Below are 18,344 nucleotides of genomic sequence, written 5' to 3'. Positions count from 1 at the left end.
TTTAGCCCACCACCCGCACGGCTTCGTCCGCTGCGGCGACGAGGCCATCGAGCACGCCGGGATCGGACGAGGAGTGCCCGGCTTTTTTTACCAGATGGAACTTCGCCTCCGGCCACGCGCGGTGCAGGTCCCAAGCCGAGGTCATTGGTGTCACCACATCGTAGCGGCCCTGCACGATCCATGCAGGGATGTGACGGATTTTATGGACGTTTTCCAGAATCCAGTTGTCGCTTTCAAAGAAACCACGGTTCTGGAAATACCACGACTCGATGCGGGCAAAGGCTACGGCAAAGTCGGGATCGGTGAACTTGGTCGGCGCCTCTGGCGGGCCTTCGATCGACAGGGTATCGCCCTCCCAGCCCGACCACGCCAGCGCGCAGCGCACACGCTCGGCCATGTCGTCGCCGTTGAGGCGTTTGATATAGGCCGCCAGCAGATTTCCGCGTTCGTCTGGCGGGATCGGAGCCACAAAACGCTCCCACAGGTCGGGATAGAGGTTGGCCGCTCCACCCTGATAGAACCAGTCGAGTTCCGACTGCCTTACCAGAAAGATGCCGCGCAGGATCAGAGCCGACACCCGCTGCGTATGCGTCAGGGCGTAGGCCAGAGACAGGGTTGACCCCCACGAGCCGCCGAACACGACCCATTTGTCGATCCCCAGTCGTTCCCGCAGGGATTCCATATCGGCAACCAGATGCCAGGTGGTATTATCTTCCAGCGATAGGTCCTGTGAGGCGTGCGGTCGCGATTTGCCACAGCCGCGCTGATCGAACAGGATGATGCGATAGGCCTTCGGATTGAAGTAGCAGCGCAGGTTGGGGCTGGTCCCGCCACCCGGTCCGCCGTGCACCACCACCACCGGAATCCCTTGTGGGTTACCGCTTTGCTCATAATAGATTTGATGTTTCCCCTCCGTCGGCATATAGCCGGTGTCGTAGGGTTCGATCTCCGGATAGAGACCTTTTGGCAATGTGACGACGGCTTGATCGGTCATAAGGAAACTTGTGCAGCGGGCTGTGGCGGTTGCCGCCGATCAAAGACCCATTATGCGCAGCGATTCAAGCCTTTTTGCCCTGACGACCGTAAAGCGGCAAAGCCTTTTCTACGCCCTGATCTTTATCGGGTCGGGGGCCAGCCTGCCCTATATGCCGCTGTGGTTCGCCTCAAAGGGTATGAGCGGGGCGCAGATCGGGTTGATTCTGGCCCTGCCCCTGCTGCTGCGCGCCGTGACCGGGCCGGTCTTGGGGGTGTGGGCTGAAAAATTTCCGCTGTTCCGGTCCCCCATGATCCGGCTGGCCATAGCGGGCGGGCTGGCCTATGGCGGGCTGATGCTGTGGCCGCTGGCCGGTGAGGCGCGCTTCTGGCTGTTCGTCGCCCTGTGGGCGATAGGCTATAGCTGCATCACCTCGATCAGCCCCTTGCTGGATGTCATGACCATCCAGATGTCGAAGCGCGAAGGTTTCACCTACACCGGCCCGCGCGCCGTGGGGTCGGCGGCCTTTATCGGCGCCAATATCGCGGTCGGCTACGGTCTGAACCTGCTGGGTGTCGATCTGATTATCGTGTGGGTGGTGGTGCTGTGCTTTGCGGCCGCGCTGGCGGCATGGCGCATTCTGCCGCGCGCGCCGCGCCACGTCGAAGAAGGTGGGGGCCGCGCCCCGGCCTACCTGCCGCAGGAAACGGGGGCGCAGCGCGTCAGGACCCTGCTCGGCAATCCGGTCTATGTCCTGCTGCTGGCGGCCATGGGCTGCGTGCAGGGGGCGCACGCCTTCTATTACGGCTTTTCGACCATCCTATGGAAGGGGCAGGGGCTCGATGGGGCCACGTGCGGCTATCTGTGGGGGGCGGGGGTGGCGGCGGAAATCCTGTTCCTGATGTTCGGGTTTCGTCTGAGACATCGCTTCGGATCGTGGACGCTGCTGCTGGCGGCGGCGGGCCTCAGCGTGGTGCGCTGGCTGATCATGGGGTTTGCCCCGCCGGTGTGGGGGCTGTGGCCGCTTCAAACGCTGCACGCCTTTTCGTTTGCCGCCTGCTATCTGGCCGGGCTCGATCTGGTCAACCGTATGGCGCCGAAGGGCTCGGAAAGTCTGGCTCAGACGCTCAATGCCGCCTGGGTGACGGGGGTGATGATGGGCCTGTCCACACTCGCGTCAGGGCCGGTCTATGACGCGCTGGGCGGACGCGGCTACTGGGTGATGGCCGGGATGTCGGGCGTGGGGCTGCTGATCGCCGCCTATCTCTACCGCCGTCAGGTGATGCGGCCATAACGTTGACAATTTTCGAGCTTGGGCGGACACTGTGGATATGACCGTTCGTCTCAACATAGACCTGCCTGATGACATCAGCGCCTTTGTCGATGCCCAATCGGCCGAGGGCAGCCCGGCCGACTATATCCGGCGTCTGATCGAAGAGGACATGATGCAGGCCGAGGTGATGTCCGGCTTGCTGCGGGGGCTTGGGGAAGCTGAGCGCGGTGAATTCGTACCATCGAGCGTGGTTGACGACATTATTGCCTCATATGAGGACTGACGGATTTGCCTTATGTCCTTACGCGTTATGCCGAAAGCGCATTCAGGCAAATCGGTAGCGATACGCAGATATTATGGGGGCGCGAACAGGCGGCAAAATATCTGAATCGGCTGCGGTCAGGCTTCGAGCAGCTTGCTCAGAGACCGGACCGGGGACGCCCTATTGAAGTGCCTCAGTCCACTTTGCAGTTTTTAATGTTTCGTGTTGAGCAGCATTACATTGTTTACGCTAAGTTGGATCAGCATAGGGTTGCCATCGCCGCTGTTTTACATCAACGCATGGATGTTCCGAAACGGGTAGCTGAAATTCCTCGAAAATCAATTGATGAGATCAACAGACTGATGGGGCGGAAAACAAGTTGACACCCCATCAGTCGTGAGTTTACCCCCGCAACACGGCTCCGGCCTTTTGGGCAGCGGCGACGATCTTTTGCGACACGGCGTCGATCTCCGGCTCGGTCAGGGTCTTGTCTGCCGGTTGCAGCGTCACCTCGACCGCCAGTGACACCTGACCTTCGGGTACGCCCTGACCCTGATAGACGTCAAAGACGCGGGCCTCGCTGATCAGCAACTTGTCCGCGCCCCTGATGGCGCGCACCAGATCGCCAGACGCCGTACCCGCCGCCACAAGGAAGGCGAAGTCGCGCGTCAGCGGCATCAGGTTGGACAGGCTCAGCGCGCCTTTCGACTTACCCGATTTGGCCTTCGGCTGCGGCAGCAGGTCGAGGCGGATTTCAAAGCCGACATAGGCCCCGTCGAGGTCCAGCGCCTTCAGCACGGACGGATGCAGTTCGCCAAATTCGGCCATCACCGTCTTCGGGCCCAGTTGCAGGCGCGCCGAACGGCCCGGATGCCACCAGTCGCTGTTTGCCCCCTGCACCAGTTGCAGCGAGGCGACCGGCATATTGAGTTCTTCAAGCAGGGCCAGCAAGTCGGATTTCAGCGCAAACAGCGCGTCCTGACCGGTGGCGCTCCAATGACGCGCCTTGTCCGGGGCCTTCAGCGCGGCAATGACCGTCTTTTGATCATTGGGCTCAAGGCCGAAATAGACCGGCCCGATTTCAAACAGTTGCGCGCCGGGATAGCCCTTGGATGCATTGCGCCCGGCGGCTTCCAAAAGGTTCGGCAGGATAGACGGGCGCATACAGTTCAGTTCCGAGGCAATCGGATTGGCCAGAACCATTGCATCGCTGCCGCCGCCGAACAGCTTCGCATAGCCTTGCGGCATGAAGGACCAGGTGACGGCCTCACTGTAGCCAAAGGCCGCCAGCGCTCTGCGCGCCGTGCGGGCACGTGCCTGCGACGGTGTCAGGACGCCGCCGCTTTTTGGCGCAACAGCGGGCAGGGGCGTCGCAGGGATGTGGTTGAAACCATAGACGCGCGCCACCTCTTCGACCAGATCGGCCTTGCCGTCGACGTCGCGGCGGAAGGAGGGGACGCTGACGGTCCACGGCGTGGTCTTGGTGATGCCAAAACCGAGCGCGGTCAGGATCGTCTCGACCTTGTCATGCGGCACGTCGAGGCCGGTAAGTTGCGCCACATAGGCTGGATCGAAAGCCACGTCGGGCTTACGCGCCGGGGCCTCTCCCGCCACGACGATGTCCGACGGCTCGCCGCCGCACAGGTCGAGGATCAATTGCGTAGCCAGTTCCAGACCGGGGACGACAAATTCTGGATCGACGCCGCGCGCAAAGCGGTACTGCGCATCCGAGGTAATAGTGGTGGTGCGGCCCGTCTGGGCGATACGGATCGGGTCGAACCAGGCCGATTCAAGGAAAACATCGACCGTCTCCAAATCAACGCCAGTCGAGGCCCCGCCCATGACACCGCCAAGGCCGATGACGCCCGACGCGTCGCTGATCGTCGTCATGTCCGGCGTGACGACGTAGGTCTTGCCGTCCAGCGCCACGAATTCACACGTGTCGGCGGGCAGACCGGCTTCAATCACATCGCCCGACAGCTTCTTCACATCATACACGTGCAGCGGGCGGGCGCGGTCAAACGACAGGTAGTTGGTGATATCCACCAGCGCCGAAATGGGTTTCAGGCCAATCGAGGTCAGCTTGTCGGCAAGCCATTTGGGCGACGGGCCGTTCTTGACGCCGCGGATGACCCGACCAGAAAACAGCGGGCAGGCGTCGCCATCGACCTTCACGGTGATGGGGCAGGGGAAAGTGCCCTTGACTGGGGAAATGGGCGCTTCCTTGAAGGCCCCAAGACCCGTGGCGGCGAGGTCGCGGGCAATGCCGTGCACGCCAAGCCAGTCGGGACGGTTGGGCGTCACCTCAAAATCGATAACGGGCTCGAGTGCAAAGACGGCGCTGACCGGTGTGCCGACGGCGAGGTCGTCGGAAAGCTCCATAATGCCGTCGGGATCGCCGTCGAGCTCAAGCTCGGCGGCCGAACACATCATGCCGTTGGACACGACGCCGCGAACTGGCTTTTCGACCAGCGTGACATCAAGGCCCGGAACATAGGCTCCGATGGGGGCATAAACGGTCGTTAGACCTGCGCGAGCATTGGGCGCCCCGCAGACGATTTCCTTGCGGCCATCGACCGTATCGACCTGAAGCACCTGAAGCTTGTCGGCATTGGGGTGACGCGCGGCTTCAACGACCTTGGCCACCGTAAAAGGCGTCAGCTTCGCCGCCGGGTCGGCGACGTCTTCGACCTCAAGGCCGGCCGCGGTCATGGCGGCGGCGACGGCCTGAATATCGGCGTCGGTGTCGAGGTGATCTTTAAGCCAGCTGAGGGAGAATTTCATGTTCTTGTCTTTATCTTGGGGTCAAGGGGGCCGTGCCCCCTTGCCTTAATCACTTACGAAAGGCCGCTTGCCGGGTTCGGCGCAGCGAACCCGCTAAAGCCATAGTGGCTCAGCCAGCGCGTGTCGGCGGCGAACATGTCGCGCAGGTCCGGCACGCCGTATTTGAGCATGGCAAGACGATCGACGCCCATGCCGAAGGCAAAGCCCTGATATTCGTCCGGATCGACGCCGCAAGCCTTTAGCACATTGGGATGCACCATGCCGGAGCCCAGAATTTCCATCCAGCGGTCGCCATCCCCAATGCGGATTTCCGCCCCATTGCGTGAATAACGCACGTCCATCTCCGCCGATGGCTCGGTGAAGGGGAAGTGGTGCGGGCGGAACTGCGTGATGACCGTGTCTGTCTCGAAAAAGCGCGACAGGAAGGTATCGAACACCCATTTCAGGTGGCCCATATGCGCCGTCTTATCGATGACGAGGCCTTCGATCTGGTGGAACATCGGCGTGTGCGTCTGATCGGAGTCGCAGCGGAAGACGCGCCCCGGCACGATCAGGCGGAAGGGCGGCTTACCCGCAATCATCGAGCGGATCTGAACCGGCGAGGTATGGGTGCGCAGAAGCTTGCGCACCCCATTTTCGTCGGGGTTAAAGAAAAACGTATCGTGCATTTCACGCGCCGGGTGCTTTTCCGGGAAGTTCAGCGCGGTGAAGTTATGGAAATCGTCTTCGATGTCCGGCCCTTCGGCGACTTCAAAGCCCATCTCGGCGAAAATCGCCACCATCTCATCCATGACCTGCATGGTCGGATGAACGCCCCCTTTGGCGCGGGGGGCTGCGGGCAGCGACAGGTCGATGCGCTCCGACTGCAGGCGGCGGCTGAGGTGTTCGGCCTCCAGCACGTCCTTGCGCGCGTCGAGCGCCGCCTGAATCTGATCGCGCACGGCATTGATGGCAGCGCCGGTTGCCTTGCGCTCCTCGGGGGGCAGGGCGCCCAGGGTTTTCAGCAGGCCGGAAACACGCCCGGTCTTACCCAGCGCCGACACGCGGACGGCGTCGAGCGCAGCAAGGTCTTGCGCGGTCAGGATTTCGGCTTCGATTTCGGCGGCCAGATCGGAATAGGTGCTCATGGTCTCACGGGGGAAAACGGATCGCCGAGTGTTTAGAGCCTCAAGCCGAAAAGGGAAAGCCACTTTTCGGAGAAACATGAGGCTTCCCGTTGCTCTCTAGCCGAAAAGGAAGGACCTCGGCAGACATGCGAGAGGGCAGCCTTAAATCTCGATCAGTACGTCGGGCGATTCGTTGGCATTGGTGGCCCCCGGCGGGAAGTGGCTGCTCAGCACCATGCCACAGCGTTCGACGGCCGCCTCAAACCCGGTGGTCAGGTCGCCCTTTTTGATATGGCTGACCAGAGCGGCGACCGTGGCGTTCCATTCGCTCTTGTCCACACGCGAATAGATACCCTCATCCGCAATCACATCGACGAAGCGTTCTTCAAGGGCGCAGAAGATCATCACGCCGGTGCGTTCCTCGGTCAGGTGCAGACCGCGCGCCATGAATTGCTCCAGTGCCTTTTTGTGGGCGCGGCGGCGCGTGATAAAGCGCGGCGTCAGCCACAGGGTCACCTTCGGCACGCTGACCAGCACATAGACGGCGGCAAATAGAATAAGCTGCGTCAGGGCGTAAAAGATGATCGCTTCGGCGGCCAGTAATTCCCCTGTGACATTGGGGGCATTCCACCCGGCAATGGCGCTTAAGACCGGCCCCAGCCAGTCGTGCGGCCACACGCCCAGTCCCAGAAAGATCAACGGCAGGATGAAGGCCGAAGCCGCGGCCCACATCAGCGGCGTTTCCGGATAGTCGAGCGCCGTTTTCTTGATGACGCAGGTGATTTCACCCGCCGTCTGCGTTTCGGCGCGGGCGATGGCGGCATTGATACGGGCGTGGTCGATGTTCAAAGGCATGTCCGTCTTCCCTCTACCAACTACCCGACGACCCGCCGCCGCCGAAGCTGCCGCCGCCGCCACTGAAACCGCCACCGCCGCCGCCGCTCCAGCCGCCACCGCCGCCGCCGCGCAGCAGGGCCTCCAGGATGAAGAAGGGCAGCCAGCCGCGCCCAAAGATGATCAGGAACAGCACTACGACGATGATGATCCAGACGGGGAAACGCTCCGCCTTGTGCACCGGCTGCTGAGCGACCTGACGCGCCTTTTCGATGGCTGTGCCGCGATCGGCTGACAACTGAGCGATGATCTCATCCGTGCCCTTGACGATTCCGGTCTGATAATCGCCTTCGCGGAAGGCCGGCAGGATGGCGTTCTGGATGATCACGGATGAATAGGCGTCGGTAATGACCGGTTCGAGGCCATAGCCAACCTCAATACGCACCTTGCGCTCATTGGGTGCAACGATCAGCAGGACGCCATTGTTCTTGAACTGACCGCCCGCTTCGGACTCGACGCCCGTGGTGGCTTTCGCTTCCTTCTGACCGATGCCCCAGGTGCGGCCCAACTGATAGCCGTAATCGGCAATATCATAGCCCTGAAGGCTGTTGACCGTGACGACGACGACCTGATCCGTAGTGGCGTTTTCGAGGCCTTGCAGCTTGGCCGTCAGGTCCGCTTCGACTTCGGGCGCCAGAAGTTCGGCCTGATCGACGACGCGCCCGGTCAGCTTGGGGAAGTCGGGAGCCGCGAAGGCCGCGGACGTCCACACAGCCAGGCAAACAAGGAGAAAGGCCGTCCATGCGGTCCTGATCCGCAGGGCGGAGGCGGGGAGAGACATGGGACGGCCTTCCGTTTAGGGGATTATTTCGAGGCTTCGGCGTTGTTCAGGCCCGAAAAGTCCACGTTCGGGGCCTTGTCGGCGCCGGGCGCGGCCTTGAAATACTCCATCGGCTTGGAACCCGAATGGATGGTCCCGGCCAGAATATTCTGCGGGAAGGAACGCAGGGTGGTGTTGTAAGTCTGAGCGGCGGCATTGAAGTCGCGACGCGCGATTGAGATGCGGTTTTCCGCGCCCTCAAGCTGCGACATCAGGGTGGTGAAGTTCTGCTGGCTCTTGAGGTCTGGATAGCGTTCGACCACGACCATCAGGCGCCCCAGAGCCGAGGACATGCCGTCCTGAGCCTGCTGGAACTGCTGGAACTTGGCCGGGTCGGTGATGGTCGAGGCATCGACCGTGACGCTGGTGGCCTTGGCGCGCGCTTCGACCACTTCGGTCAGCGTGCCGCGTTCGGCGATGGCTGCGCCCTGCACCGTGGCGACCAGATTTGGTACCAGATCGTTGCGGCGCTGATAGGCGTCCTGCACGTCAGAAAAGGCGCGCTTGGCGTTTTCTTCCTGAGTCGGGATGCGGTTGACGTCGCAGGCCGTCAGGCTCACGGCGGCGGCCGCGACGGCAAACAGACCCAGAATACGCTTCAGCTTGATCACGAGGGTAGCTCCCTTAAAAAGCCCGGTGTGTGGCCTCTACACATAGGCGAAATCGGGCGCTTGCAAAAGGGGGACAAGGTTACCTTTTGTTAAGCCGAGGCCCTGATCGGATCAGACTGGATTTTCCGGCGCAGGTTTGGCACAAGGGAGCGGTATAATTGTTCCGGGGGGAGCCTCCTATGTCTCTGAAAACCTTCTGTTCCGCACTGCTGGTCGCGGGTGGCCTTTTCATGGGCGATGCGGCGCTGGCCGCTCAGGCCTTTGACAAGCCCGCGCCGACCGCCTTTACCGATAAGCCTTTTGACACCGTAAAGGCTGCCGCCGAAAAGGGTGACCCGGTGGCCATGCACGCGCTGGGCTTGCTCTACTTCACGGGCAAAGGGGTGGAGCGCAACTGGTCGGAAGCTTTTAAATGGGCGCAGAAAGCCGCCGAGGCCGGGATGGCCGAAGCGCAGTTCCGCACCGCGTTTTACTACGACGGCGGCTATGGCGTCGCCGAAGACAATGCTAAGGCTGTCGAATGGTACCGAAAGGCCGCCGCGCAGGGTCATGCGGGGGCGCATGCGCAACTGGGAAATATCGCGGTACTGGGCCTTTATGGCGAGAAGGTCGATTTCGCGGCCGCGTATGAGCATTATCGTGCGGCGGCGGAAAAGGGCGATGCGGATGCCATGTACGATCTGGGGGTCATGTACGAATATGGCGAAGGCCGCGACAAGAGCGATGCCGAGGCGCTGAAATGGTATCAGCAGGCGGCCGCCAGGGATCAGGCCAGCGCGGCCTATAAATTGTTTGTCTTTTACGATGGGGGCCGCGGTGGCTTGAGTAAGGACGCGGTCAAAAGCCGGGAATGGCTGATCAAGGCAGCGAAACTGGGCGATGACGACGCGCAGTTTGAACTGGGCGACGTCTATTATTATGGCAAGGACGTCGAGCCGGATCTGGCCGAAGCCTTCAAATGGTTCGGCCTGTCGGCCATGCAGGACAATGCAGAGGCGCAATACAGCCTCGGATACATGTATTTTGCCGGCGAGTTCCTCGAAGCCGATAACGATCAGGCCTATAAGTGGTTCCGCAAGGCGGCGGATCAGGACGATGGCGATGCGCAGTATTTTGTCGGCTACATGTTCCTCAAAGGGCTGTCGGTAAAGACCTCTTATGCGGATGCCAAAAGCTGGTTTGAACGCGCAGCGATGCAGGGGCACGGGTCGGCCATGCTGCAACTGGGGATCATGGCGGAGAACGCCATGGGTATGGCGCAGGACCGCGGCAGCGCCTTTGCGTGGTACAGCCTGTCGGCCGAGAAAAAGAATGAAGAGGCTAAAGAAAAGCTCAAGGCGCTGGAGGGGCAGATGAACGGGGCGGATAAGAGCAAGGGCAAGACGCTTCTGGCCGAGCGCAAGGCGGCTTTGGAGGCCGAGGCGAACAAATGAGTCTGTGGCGCCTGATCCGCGAGCGGGTTACGGGCGCGGGGCGCAGCCTGATCGTCTGGCCGTCGCTTAAGGGTTGGGCTTGGTGTGCCGGGGTGTCGGCGCCGGTGACGCTGGTCGTGGCGGTGATTGGCTTTGGCGGCGGTATCTTGCACGTCGCGCCGCCGTTGCACGGTTTGCTCGGGGTGTGGCTGAGTGTGATGCTTGTCCCGGCGTTCAGCGAGGAAATCGTCTTTCGCGGGCTGATGATCCCGGCGAAGGCGGAGACCACGCGGCCCGTTTTGTGGATTGGGGGTGGGACCCTGATCTTCTTGCTGTGGCATGTGTTTGAGGCGTTGGTGCTGTTGCCAGGCGCGACCCTGTTTCTGCATCCGGCCTTTCTGCTCAATGCCGGGCTGATCGGGCTGGGGTGCGCGCTGATGCGCTGGCGCACGGGGTCGTTATGGCCGGCGGTGCTGCTGCACGGGACGCTGGTCTTTGTTTGGAAGGCGTGGCTGGGTGGGCCGTCGCTTGAGGTGCTGATGCGGGCGAGGTGAGGCGAGGCGGTTACGAATAGACCCCACCACCGAATCCCACCGCCCATGGCGGTTCGTGCGGTCCGCCTCCCCAGAAAGCTGGGGAGGTATAAGCTAAGCGCTCTTAACGGGGTCTGGGGCTAAGTGGCCCCAGAATCTTAAATCCAGAATCCTAAACCCAGACTCTCAGCCCTACGACACCCCGGCGGTATCGAGGCTTTTGCGCATGACGTAGTTGGTGAGGTCATAGCCGCCGACGCGGGTGGGTTCTTCGTGGTCGAAGGTGAAGCCGGATTTCAGCGAGAAGCCGATACCGTGGTCGTGGTCCTTGGGCACAATCAGCGACAGGGTGCGGGTGTCAGGGAAGTGGCCGAGGGCGGCCTGCATTAGGGCCTTGCCGACGCCGGTGCCACGATGGTCTTCGAGGACGTAGATCTTGTGCACGCTGACGTGCCCGTTTTCGGCAGCAGCGGACAGGAAGCCCACCGGGATACTGTTGATTTCGGCGACCCAGTACACGTGGCCACGTTCGTCCATATCGGCTTCGAGGGTGTCGAGATCGAACAGGGCGCTGATGATGGCGTCCATCTGCACGGGGGAGACGACGTTGCGGTAAAGGCGCGGCCAGATCAGCATGGCGAGATCGCGCACGATAAACAGTTCGTCCGTGCGGATGCGGCGGATTTTGGGCGGGTTCGCCATGTGTGACCTCCGTGTTCCTGGCAGCGGGGGTGCCTTTACCAAGACATCAGGGCGCCTTTGGGTCTTCCCTGTGTCAATTCCTCCGAATGGCAGTTACGCCTGTGGGCAAGGTGCCATGAAATTCACGTCCTGTGAAATATTATTTCAAGTCGTGTGCGGATCAGATCAGAGCGCTTTGCGCATTATGTGGTCAGTAAAGTCAAACGGGCCCATGCGCACGGGGACGGTGGCTTCGATCTCAAAGCCCTGTGCGTGGTAAAAGGCTATAGCCGGCGCATTGCCATCATTGACATACAGGGCCAGTTCGCGCGCGTCAGGAAAGGCGTTCAGGATGGTGTCGATCAGCGCCTTGCCCGTGCCCCTGCCGCGGCAGGCGCGGTGCAGATAGAGCTTCTTTAGCCACAGGCGCGCGCCTTCCTGATAGGCGGACACGTAGCCGGCGTCGCGCCCATCGGCCTGCGCCAGCCAGTAGCGATGGCCGCGCATCTGCACGTCGTCGCGCAGGGTGTCCAGCGCGTAGATGGCTTCGACCATCGGTTCAATGCGCTCCGGCGGCAGGATGCCCGCGAAACATTCCGGCCAGATGTCGCGCGCCAGCACCTGGATGCGCGGCAGGTCGTCGAGTGTGGCTTCAGAAATATCGGTCATTCTCTGTCCTCCCTGTCTGACCCTGTGACAAGCATGGAGCCTCAAAGCAAGGGGCTTTGCGCGCTTTACAGATGATCCGTAACATGGTTATCGTCTTAAGGTTGTATTAATCCATAGGGGGATGACATGACCGATGCAACGGTGGCTACACAACTTATCGAACATGCCGGGGTGGTGATACTGGCCACAGGCGCGGTCGGCACGGCGGCGTCTGCCTTGGTTGATGCGTCGCGGGGTATCTTCCCCGGGTATGGGGTCTCCTCTTATGGTTACAAGCATATCAAGGCGGTTTATGAGGCCCTGGAACCGGCGCTCAGCGTGGCGCTTGGGCGCTCTTGGGAGCCGGTGCTGCGCGGCTACTGGCTGAACGGCACGCCGCATGAGCAGCAGATCAATACGGTCATCGCCATGGTGAGGCTGGGGCTCAATGACGACAATCCGCAGGCACTTCTCGACCGTCTGCTCAACACCAACGCGCCGGGCGTCAAGCTGGCGGCGGGGTCGGAAACGGGGGGGACACCCGTAGAGGTGGCCAGTCTGAAAGACGCCGTGCGCCTGATCAAAAACCCGCCCGTGCCGCCGCCTCCGGAGGCCGATGACCCGATGGCGCTGGCGGCGACAGAGCCGGAAGTGTCGCGCGCCGAAGCCCTTCGCACGCAGCAGGCCTTTGACGCGCTAGGGCGGTTTGATGCGCTGGTGCGGGCGCGGCTGGACGCGGCGTTTGAGCTGGCTGACCACGATTATCGCGCCAAGGCCCGTCTGTCGGCAGCGGTGGTGTCGCTGGGGCTGGCGCTGGCCTGCGGGGCGGCGTTTGCCTATGCCGACGGTAGTGTAGACGACACGGCGGTGTTTGCCGGCGCGGCCATTCTGGGCCTGCTGGCCGTGCCTTTAGCCCCGATCGCCAAGGACCTGACCTCGGCCCTGCGCGCGGCCAGTGATGCCCTGAAAACCGTGACGAACAAGGGGTAGGCCGTGTGGTTTTTCGATGTGCGCGGCGGCCCCAATCCGGGGACTACGACGGTCGCTGACCTCAACCAGGCGCGGCTGCATTACGTCACCAAACGCGACGGCGAGGTGATCAAACCCTATGCGAGCGGCGTGCAGACCTATGCCGATGTGGCGCTGTTGGCCAACTATGTGGCCAACCGGCGGCTGGTCTTTGTGACGCACGGCTACAATGTCACGATGCGCGATGGTTTGAACGCCCTGTCTGGTGTGCGGCAGTTCCTCAGCCTCGATGAAAGCTATCTGGTTATTGGCGTGCTGTGGCCGGGCGAGGGGGGCACGCCGCTCAACTATATCACCGAGCACCACGACGCGATCGCCGCGGGTAAACGGCTGGCGGAATTTGTCGATACCCATTGCGGCGCGGCTGCGGAGGTGAATTTCATCTCGCACAGTCTGGGAGGGCGGGTCGGTCTGGAGTGCCTGAAGACGGCCAAGCGCCGCTTCCGTGAGGTGTGCCTGACGGCCCCGGCGGTCAATGCCGACGCCTTTGCCAAGCGCTATAAGGGCGTGGAGTCAAAGGCCGAACGCATTTCTATACTGGCCTCAAGGGCCGACAAAATTCTGATGTTGGCCTATCCGCCGGGCAATTTTGCCGCGACCTTTACCGGCGAAATCGACGCGCCTTTGACCGCCGCTCTGGGGCGGACGGGGGCCAAACCGCGCCCTGCCAATGTCTCAAACTACCAGATCCCCTCAACCTTCCTATGGCTCGACCCGGCTGTGGACCGCAATTTCGACCATATGGATTACTATCCGGGGCAGACGATGCGAACTTCACCCGTCGTGACCCTGCCCGCGCCGACCGACCGCAATAATGCGCGCCCGGCGCAGGCCGCGCGCAACAACCTGTGGCCCCTGATGACCCACGTCCTGCCGAAATGGCCGGCTTAGGAGTCAAAAAGAAAAGGCGCCAAAAAAGAAAAGGCGCTTGAGACCAGGGGGGAAGTCTCAAGCGCCATCTTCAGCCGGACAGTTCAGGGGGGGGGGACGTCTGACCGGCTGGTAGGCTGTAGATAGGGTCATCCAGAGGGATTTCCAGACCTCCAGCTCGAAAAAAACAGCCTGGAGGTGCGGCAGGACGCCGCACCCTGTGACCGCTTGTTATCAGGCCACAAACGGCAGGCTGAGCGCCTCGGCCACGGCGGCGTGGCGGATATGCCCGCCAGCCACATTCAGCCCGGCCTTAAGATGCGCATCGGTCTTCAGCGCTTCGGCGACGCCCAGCCTCGCCATCTTCACCACGAAGGGCAGGGTGGCGTTATTGAGCGCCAGGGTCGAGGTGCGCGCCACCGCGCCCGGCATGTTGGCGACGCAATAGTGCACAATGCCGTCCACAAGGAAGATCGGGTCCTGATGCGTGGTCGGGTGCGAGGTTTCAAAACAGCCGCCCTGATCAATGGCGATATCGACCATCACCGCGCCGCGTTTCATTGTCTTCAGCATGTCGCTCGTGACCAGCTTCGGGGCCGCCGCGCCGGGGATCAGCACGGCCCCGATGACCAGATCGGCCTCAGCCACGGCAGCGGCCAGAGCGGCACGGGCCGAATAGGCGGTCTTGACGCGGCCGTGGAACAGGCGGTCGATCTCTATCAGTTTGTGGGCCGAGACGTCGAACACGGTCACGTCAGCCTGTAGCCCGGCGGCCATCTGAGCCGCGTTAATACCCGCAACGCCCGCGCCTATGATGACGACCTTCGCCGGTTCGACACCCGGCACGCCGCCCATCAGCACGCCACGCCCACCATAGGCCTTATGCAGATAGCTGGCCCCGACATGCACCGAAATGCGCCCGGCCACTTCCGACATGGGGCGCAGCAGCGGCAGTCCACCTTGCGGCTCGGTCACGGTCTCATAGGCGATACAGGTGGCGCCCGACGCCATCAGCGCTTCGGCCTGCGGCTTGTCGGCGGCGAGGTGCAGATAGGTGAACAGGGTCTGATGCGGCTTCAGCCAGGCGCATTCGTGCAGTTGGGGCTCCTTGACCTTGACGATCAGGTCGCCTGCCTCGAAGGTGGCTTCTGCGTTAGCGACGATCGTGGCCCCGGCGGCCTGATAGTCGGCGTCGCTGAAGCCGATGCCGGCCCCGGCCTGTGTTTCGACAAACACCTGATGACCGTAGTGGGTGAGTTCGGCCACGCTGCCCGGCGTCAGCCCGACACGGTATTCGTGGTTCTTGATTTCCTTTGGCACGCTAATTTTCATTACCTACTCCTCCCGTGAAATTGTGATCACGTTTAATGGTAGATAATGATACGAAATTCGGTGGATTTTCTTGCAATTATGTGGCTTGTGCTGCCGATTTGCGGGATATATTCTCAATTCCATGGCGAACGCTGATAAATTTTCCGATCTCGATTCTTTCGACCGCGAACTGATCAAGGTTTTGCGCAATGACGCGCGGGCCACGGCGGCGGAGCTGGGGGAAAAGGTGGGGCTTAGCCCCTCGGCGGCGCACCGTCGCGTCAAGCTTCTGGAGCAGCGAGGCATCATAACGGGCTATCGCGCGGTGATTGCCGAAAGCGTGCACGGCAAGCAGGGCATGGTCTTTGTGCACGTTACGCTTCAGGATCAGCGCCGCGAAACCTTCGAAAAGTTCGAAAAGGCGGTGGTGCAGATCGCCGCCGTGGAAGAATGCCACCTTATGTCGGGTGAAGCGGACTATCTGCTGAAAATCGTGCTGCGCGAAAGCCTGTCTTATGAGGACGTTCACCGCGACGTACTTTCGACCATGCCGGGCGTGTCCAAGCTGGTGTCGCAGTTTTCAATTCGCACGGTGAAGGCGGTCTGAGGTTTCGGCAGACTTCGGCCACTAAATTTTTCGTGTTTTTCGTGGCCAGATCTTTACATAGTGTGGCCGGTTACCCGTTTTCTGCCACCCAATTTTCAAACATCAGACTGGCCACAGCGCTCAGTTCGGCGCGGCTGAGCGTCCCGTCGCGGTTCATATCGACCAGATCGAAATAGGCCGCGTTTTTGGGGCTGACCTTGGTCAGCTCAGCGCGCGAAATCTTGCCGTCCCTATTGCTGTCGGTCCTGCGGAACTGCTTATCGACCTCCGCATCGAGGCGGCTGCGCAGGGCCTGCTTTTCAGCAGCGGTTTTGGGCGGCGCGACGGTTTCGGCCACAGAGGGCAGTGCCGACAGGCTCAGGGCGGGGATCAGCCAGATCAGGGTCTTGTGCATGGGTCACCTCCGGTTCAAGGCGACATCCTAATGCCAGTAAGCGGCAGAATTATAGCGACGCCTCAGATTCCAACGATAAAGGCCAGTTCGTCGAGATCGGCCTCCTGCGCGGCGGGCGGATTCAGGCTGACCGACACGCCCACGCCGATGACGACACAGGCGGCCAGTGCGGCGGCCTTGTAGACCAGACCGTAGCGCCATTCGGTCAGGCTGCGTTGCGCCACTTCGCGCCAGGCAAGGCCCTGCGGCCGACGCATAGCCTCACGCGCAATGCGGTCAGACAATCCCGTCGCCGGTTGCGGGGGCTTCCACTGCTGCAATGTGCGTTCGAACTCAGTCATCCTTTACTCCTAACACAGTCTTCAACTGCCGTCTCGCCCGCACGAGCAGCGATTCCACCGCTTTTACGCTCATATTGAGGCTTTGGGCGGCCTCGGCATTGCTGAAGCCTTCGAAATAGCACAAGGCCACGGCCATGCGTTGATTGAGCGGCAGTTGCGCCACGGCGGCGCGCACGGCCCCGGCGGCCTGCTGTTGCGACAGTTGCGTTTCGGCATCCGGGGCGCCGTCGCTCAGCGCCTCGGCCCAGTCGTCGATCGACTGGGTTTTGGGCTTGAAACGCCGCGCCCGATCAAGGCAGGCGCGGGTCACAATCGTATATAGCCAGGTCGAAAAAGCCGAGCGGTCCGGCTCATAACGCCCGGCATTGGCCCACACCTTGGTGAAGGCCGCCTGCACGGCGTCTTCGGCGTCCTCCCGATTGAGCAGGACGCGGTACGCCACGGCGTGCGCGCGTGGCAGGTGACGCGCCAAGAGCTGACGGAAGGCGGCGGCATCGCCCTCCGCCGTCAGCCGCATAAGCTGCGCGTCACCCACCGTATCACGCATCACTTGTCCTTAGGCTCCGCCGGGCGTTTGGGGCCCTTCAGCTCAGCCCGCACCTCTTCGCGCGATAGCTTGCCGTCCTTATTGACGTCCAGACGGTCGAAACGCTCATTGGCCTGTTTCAGGAACTCATCGCGTGAGATGAAGTTGTCCTGATTGGCGTCGGTGCGTTTGAACAGGCGCTCCTCGAACTTGTCACGCATCTCATCGGCGCGTTTGCGGTGTTCCTGCATCCGCTCCTGCCACAGGGTCGCCTGAGCGAAGACGGGGGAGGCGGCCATCATCAGACCAGCGGCCATCAGGGTGAAGACGATGGGTCGCATGGGCCTTAGTTCCCTCCGCTCGATGACGACGACGATGCGCCACCCCCACGCGGACCACCCGGTCCCATGCGCTCTTTCATGAAGGCGACCATTTCGTCCTTGGTAAGCTTGCCATCCTTGTTGGCGTCCATCATGTCGAAGGCCTCGGGGCGGCGGCCCTTGAACTCATCGCGCGTGATAAAGCCGTCCTTATTGGTATCCATGCGGGCAAAACGCTCATCGGGGGTCATGCGCGGGCCGGGGCCGCTATTGCCCCAGCCGCCTGGCGACGGGGTTTGACCATCGGTCTGCGCCATAGCGGCGGCCGGCAGCAGGAACAGGGCGGAAGCGATCAGAAGCGGGGTTTTTTTCATTGGGGTAACCGTCCATTCGAGGAAAGATATCCCTTATACGAGCCCCCGCGCCAATCCCCTGCGCAGACGTTTTAGACCGTTAGATTTTCAGATCCAGCAGACGACCGGTCATCTCTTCGGCAGTTTTCATCACGGCCAGATTGGCGGCAAAGGCGGTGCGCGCCTCAGACTGAACCACCACGGCCCCTAATAGGGTGCTCATGTCACTCCCGGCGGACTGAGCCACCTTCGTCGCGGCACGGTCAAACATCCGCGTCGCATTCAGAGCCCCGGCCGCTGCGGTATTAAAAGCGATCATCTTGCGCCACCTGTCACCGGTGCGTTCGGCACCCGCCCTGTGGATAATAAACCGTATGGCTTAAGGAGGGGCTTAGAAACGGGGTTAATGGGGGCACCGTGGGGATCAATAGTCTCTACCCAAAGGACAAAGACCGTCTCCAATAACGTGCGCTTTGCGCCTGAGCGCAAACTTAAAAACCGGAGCGAAGTGACTAGTGACCAAGCGGGAGCGCAGCCAGCGCGGCGCCAAGCGCTTTGCGCCTGTCCGCAAACTGATATCCATTTTATATTTTCTG

23 protein-coding genes are annotated in these 18,344 nt (G+C 61.7%); 8 read left to right on the top strand and 15 right to left on the bottom strand.

All coding sequences use genetic code 11. The annotated features are described in order from the left end of the window. Position 1: 1 nt before the first annotated feature. The gene (gene pip, locus ASTEX_RS09065; protein ID WP_013479318.1) at positions 2-994 is read right to left on the bottom strand and encodes a prolyl aminopeptidase; all 993 of its coding nucleotides are present in this window, start codon (positions 992-994) and stop codon (positions 2-4) included. Between the two features lie 52 nt (positions 995-1,046). On the opposite strand from pip, the gene ASTEX_RS09060 reads away from it, so the two are divergent. Genes ASTEX_RS09060 through ASTEX_RS09050 form a run of 3 tightly spaced genes read left to right on the top strand, consistent with a single transcriptional unit; the run spans position 1,047 to position 2,891 of the window. Then, positions 1,047-2,267: an MFS transporter gene (locus ASTEX_RS09060; RefSeq protein WP_041659140.1), complete on the top strand. Its 1,221-nt coding sequence runs from the start codon at positions 1,047-1,049 to the stop codon at positions 2,265-2,267. Between the two features lie 37 nt (positions 2,268-2,304). After that, a complete protein-coding gene (locus ASTEX_RS09055; protein ID WP_013479316.1) occupies positions 2,305-2,529 on the top strand; it encodes an addiction module antidote protein, copg/arc/metj family in 225 nt (74 codons plus the stop codon). Positions 2,530-2,534: 5 nt separating this feature from the next. Further along, positions 2,535-2,891, top strand: coding sequence for a type II toxin-antitoxin system RelE/ParE family toxin (locus ASTEX_RS09050; protein WP_013479315.1), 357 nt, complete (start codon positions 2,535-2,537; stop codon positions 2,889-2,891). A gap of 19 nt (positions 2,892-2,910) precedes the next feature. Here ASTEX_RS09050 and pheT read toward each other — a convergent pair whose 3' ends face one another. From pheT to ASTEX_RS09025, 5 genes are all read right to left on the bottom strand, one after another. Further along, positions 2,911-5,292 (bottom strand): phenylalanine--tRNA ligase subunit beta, encoded by a 2,382-nt coding sequence (pheT, locus tag ASTEX_RS09045; RefSeq protein WP_013479314.1) that lies wholly within the window; start codon positions 5,290-5,292, stop codon positions 2,911-2,913. A gap of 53 nt (positions 5,293-5,345) precedes the next feature. Next, entirely contained in the window at positions 5,346-6,419 is a 1,074-nt protein-coding gene (gene pheS / locus ASTEX_RS09040; protein ID WP_041658610.1) for a phenylalanine--tRNA ligase subunit alpha, read from the bottom strand. 141 nt (positions 6,420-6,560) lie between these two features. Then, entirely contained in the window at positions 6,561-7,253 is a 693-nt protein-coding gene (locus ASTEX_RS09035; RefSeq protein WP_013479312.1) for a TPM domain-containing protein, read from the bottom strand. A 13-nt stretch (positions 7,254-7,266) separates the two neighbouring features. Beyond that, a complete protein-coding gene (locus ASTEX_RS09030; RefSeq protein WP_013479311.1) occupies positions 7,267-8,073 on the bottom strand; it encodes a TPM domain-containing protein in 807 nt (268 codons plus the stop codon). Positions 8,074-8,096: 23 nt separating this feature from the next. Next, positions 8,097-8,723: a LemA family protein gene (locus ASTEX_RS09025; RefSeq protein WP_013479310.1), complete on the bottom strand. Its 627-nt coding sequence runs from the start codon at positions 8,721-8,723 to the stop codon at positions 8,097-8,099. 179 nt (positions 8,724-8,902) lie between these two features. Here ASTEX_RS09025 and ASTEX_RS09020 point away from each other — a divergent pair, with 179 nt between their 5' ends. Further along, the gene (locus ASTEX_RS09020; protein ID WP_013479309.1) at positions 8,903-10,156 is read left to right on the top strand and encodes an SEL1-like repeat protein; all 1,254 of its coding nucleotides are present in this window, start codon (positions 8,903-8,905) and stop codon (positions 10,154-10,156) included. Then, positions 10,153-10,689 carry a CPBP family glutamic-type intramembrane protease gene (locus ASTEX_RS09015; protein ID WP_013479308.1) on the top strand — a complete coding sequence of 179 codons (537 nt, stop codon included), beginning with the start codon at positions 10,153-10,155 and terminating at the stop codon, positions 10,687-10,689. The genes ASTEX_RS09020 and ASTEX_RS09015 overlap by 4 nt, the downstream gene beginning before the upstream one ends. Before the next feature lie 171 nt (positions 10,690-10,860). Here ASTEX_RS09015 and ASTEX_RS09010 read toward each other — a convergent pair whose 3' ends face one another. Both ASTEX_RS09010 and ASTEX_RS09005 read right to left on the bottom strand, forming a co-directional pair. Further along, entirely contained in the window at positions 10,861-11,370 is a 510-nt protein-coding gene (locus ASTEX_RS09010; protein WP_013479307.1) for a GNAT family N-acetyltransferase, read from the bottom strand. Positions 11,371-11,535: 165 nt separating this feature from the next. Then, positions 11,536-12,018 (bottom strand): GNAT family N-acetyltransferase, encoded by a 483-nt coding sequence (locus ASTEX_RS09005; RefSeq protein WP_013479306.1) that lies wholly within the window; start codon positions 12,016-12,018, stop codon positions 11,536-11,538. A 126-nt stretch (positions 12,019-12,144) separates the two neighbouring features. Here ASTEX_RS09005 and ASTEX_RS09000 point away from each other — a divergent pair, with 126 nt between their 5' ends. Then, complete coding sequence (locus tag ASTEX_RS09000) at positions 12,145-12,987, top strand: hypothetical protein (RefSeq protein ID WP_013479305.1); 843 nt, start codon at positions 12,145-12,147, stop codon at positions 12,985-12,987. Positions 12,988-12,990: 3 nt separating this feature from the next. After that, positions 12,991-13,917 (top strand): alpha/beta hydrolase, encoded by a 927-nt coding sequence (locus ASTEX_RS08995; protein ID WP_013479304.1) that lies wholly within the window; start codon positions 12,991-12,993, stop codon positions 13,915-13,917. Between the two features lie 213 nt (positions 13,918-14,130). Here the strand turns inward: ASTEX_RS08995 and ald are convergent, their stop codons facing one another. Beyond that, positions 14,131-15,228 (bottom strand): alanine dehydrogenase, encoded by a 1,098-nt coding sequence (ald, locus tag ASTEX_RS08990; protein WP_013479303.1) that lies wholly within the window; start codon positions 15,226-15,228, stop codon positions 14,131-14,133. 121 nt (positions 15,229-15,349) lie between these two features. On the opposite strand from ald, the gene ASTEX_RS08985 reads away from it, so the two are divergent. Further along, positions 15,350-15,814: an Lrp/AsnC family transcriptional regulator gene (locus ASTEX_RS08985; RefSeq protein WP_013479302.1), complete on the top strand. Its 465-nt coding sequence runs from the start codon at positions 15,350-15,352 to the stop codon at positions 15,812-15,814. A 70-nt stretch (positions 15,815-15,884) separates the two neighbouring features. On the opposite strand, the gene ASTEX_RS08980 is transcribed toward ASTEX_RS08985, so the two are convergent. The 6 genes from ASTEX_RS08980 to ASTEX_RS08955 all read right to left on the bottom strand — a co-directional run bounded on the left by ASTEX_RS08980 (position 15,885) and on the right by ASTEX_RS08955 (position 18,067). Next, positions 15,885-16,208, bottom strand: coding sequence for an EF-hand domain-containing protein (locus ASTEX_RS08980; RefSeq protein WP_013479301.1), 324 nt, complete (start codon positions 16,206-16,208; stop codon positions 15,885-15,887). Positions 16,209-16,270: 62 nt separating this feature from the next. Beyond that, positions 16,271-16,549 carry a hypothetical protein gene (locus ASTEX_RS08975; protein ID WP_013479300.1) on the bottom strand — a complete coding sequence of 93 codons (279 nt, stop codon included), beginning with the start codon at positions 16,547-16,549 and terminating at the stop codon, positions 16,271-16,273. Next, positions 16,542-17,096, bottom strand: a complete 555-nt coding sequence (locus ASTEX_RS08970) for a sigma-70 family RNA polymerase sigma factor (RefSeq protein WP_013479299.1) — start codon at positions 17,094-17,096, stop codon at positions 16,542-16,544. The genes ASTEX_RS08975 and ASTEX_RS08970 overlap by 8 nt, the downstream gene beginning before the upstream one ends. Beyond that, on the bottom strand, positions 17,096-17,416 hold the full coding sequence (locus ASTEX_RS08965; protein WP_013479298.1) for an EF-hand domain-containing protein: 321 nt from the start codon (positions 17,414-17,416) through the stop codon (positions 17,096-17,098). Before ASTEX_RS08965 ends, ASTEX_RS08970 begins: the two co-directional genes overlap by 1 nt. Positions 17,417-17,421: 5 nt before the next feature. Next, positions 17,422-17,769 (bottom strand): EF-hand domain-containing protein, encoded by a 348-nt coding sequence (locus ASTEX_RS19315; protein WP_013479297.1) that lies wholly within the window; start codon positions 17,767-17,769, stop codon positions 17,422-17,424. Between the two features lie 79 nt (positions 17,770-17,848). Continuing rightward, the gene (locus ASTEX_RS08955; protein WP_013479296.1) at positions 17,849-18,067 is read right to left on the bottom strand and encodes a hypothetical protein; all 219 of its coding nucleotides are present in this window, start codon (positions 18,065-18,067) and stop codon (positions 17,849-17,851) included. Positions 18,068-18,344: the final 277 nt, after the last annotated feature.

This window comes from Asticcacaulis excentricus CB 48 (genome assembly GCF_000175215.2).
In the GTDB taxonomy this organism is placed as follows: Bacteria; Pseudomonadota; Alphaproteobacteria; order Caulobacterales; family Caulobacteraceae; genus Asticcacaulis; species Asticcacaulis excentricus.
This window is presented reverse-complemented; position numbering and strand designations above follow the sequence as displayed.

Coding starts and splice junctions, on each gene's coding strand:
- ASTEX_RS08970 (WP_013479299.1), bottom strand. CDS start 17,096: ATGCGTGATACGGTGGGTGACGCGCAGCTTATGCGGCTGACGGCGGAG.
- ASTEX_RS09030 (WP_013479311.1), bottom strand. CDS start 8,073: ATGTCTCTCCCCGCCTCCGCCCTGCGGATCAGGACCGCATGGACGGCC.
- ASTEX_RS09055 (WP_013479316.1), top strand. CDS start 2,305: ATGACCGTTCGTCTCAACATAGACCTGCCTGATGACATCAGCGCCTTT.
- ASTEX_RS09005 (WP_013479306.1), bottom strand. CDS start 12,018: ATGACCGATATTTCTGAAGCCACACTCGACGACCTGCCGCGCATCCAG.
- ASTEX_RS09000 (WP_013479305.1), top strand. CDS start 12,145: ATGACCGATGCAACGGTGGCTACACAACTTATCGAACATGCCGGGGTG.
- ASTEX_RS09015 (WP_013479308.1), top strand. CDS start 10,153: ATGAGTCTGTGGCGCCTGATCCGCGAGCGGGTTACGGGCGCGGGGCGC.
- ASTEX_RS09035 (WP_013479312.1), bottom strand. CDS start 7,253: ATGCCTTTGAACATCGACCACGCCCGTATCAATGCCGCCATCGCCCGC.
- ASTEX_RS08975 (WP_013479300.1), bottom strand. CDS start 16,549: ATGACTGAGTTCGAACGCACATTGCAGCAGTGGAAGCCCCCGCAACCG.
- pheT (WP_013479314.1), bottom strand. CDS start 5,292: ATGAAATTCTCCCTCAGCTGGCTTAAAGATCACCTCGACACCGACGCC.
- ASTEX_RS19315 (WP_013479297.1), bottom strand. CDS start 17,769: ATGAAAAAAACCCCGCTTCTGATCGCTTCCGCCCTGTTCCTGCTGCCG.
- pip (WP_013479318.1), bottom strand. CDS start 994: ATGACCGATCAAGCCGTCGTCACATTGCCAAAAGGTCTCTATCCGGAG.
- ASTEX_RS08985 (WP_013479302.1), top strand. CDS start 15,350: ATGGCGAACGCTGATAAATTTTCCGATCTCGATTCTTTCGACCGCGAA.
- ASTEX_RS08965 (WP_013479298.1), bottom strand. CDS start 17,416: ATGCGACCCATCGTCTTCACCCTGATGGCCGCTGGTCTGATGATGGCC.
- ASTEX_RS08955 (WP_013479296.1), bottom strand. CDS start 18,067: ATGATCGCTTTTAATACCGCAGCGGCCGGGGCTCTGAATGCGACGCGG.
- ASTEX_RS08980 (WP_013479301.1), bottom strand. CDS start 16,208: ATGCACAAGACCCTGATCTGGCTGATCCCCGCCCTGAGCCTGTCGGCA.
- ASTEX_RS09010 (WP_013479307.1), bottom strand. CDS start 11,370: ATGGCGAACCCGCCCAAAATCCGCCGCATCCGCACGGACGAACTGTTT.
- ASTEX_RS09060 (WP_041659140.1), top strand. CDS start 1,047: ATGCGCAGCGATTCAAGCCTTTTTGCCCTGACGACCGTAAAGCGGCAA.
- ald (WP_013479303.1), bottom strand. CDS start 15,228: ATGAAAATTAGCGTGCCAAAGGAAATCAAGAACCACGAATACCGTGTC.
- pheS (WP_041658610.1), bottom strand. CDS start 6,419: ATGAGCACCTATTCCGATCTGGCCGCCGAAATCGAAGCCGAAATCCTG.
- ASTEX_RS09020 (WP_013479309.1), top strand. CDS start 8,903: ATGTCTCTGAAAACCTTCTGTTCCGCACTGCTGGTCGCGGGTGGCCTT.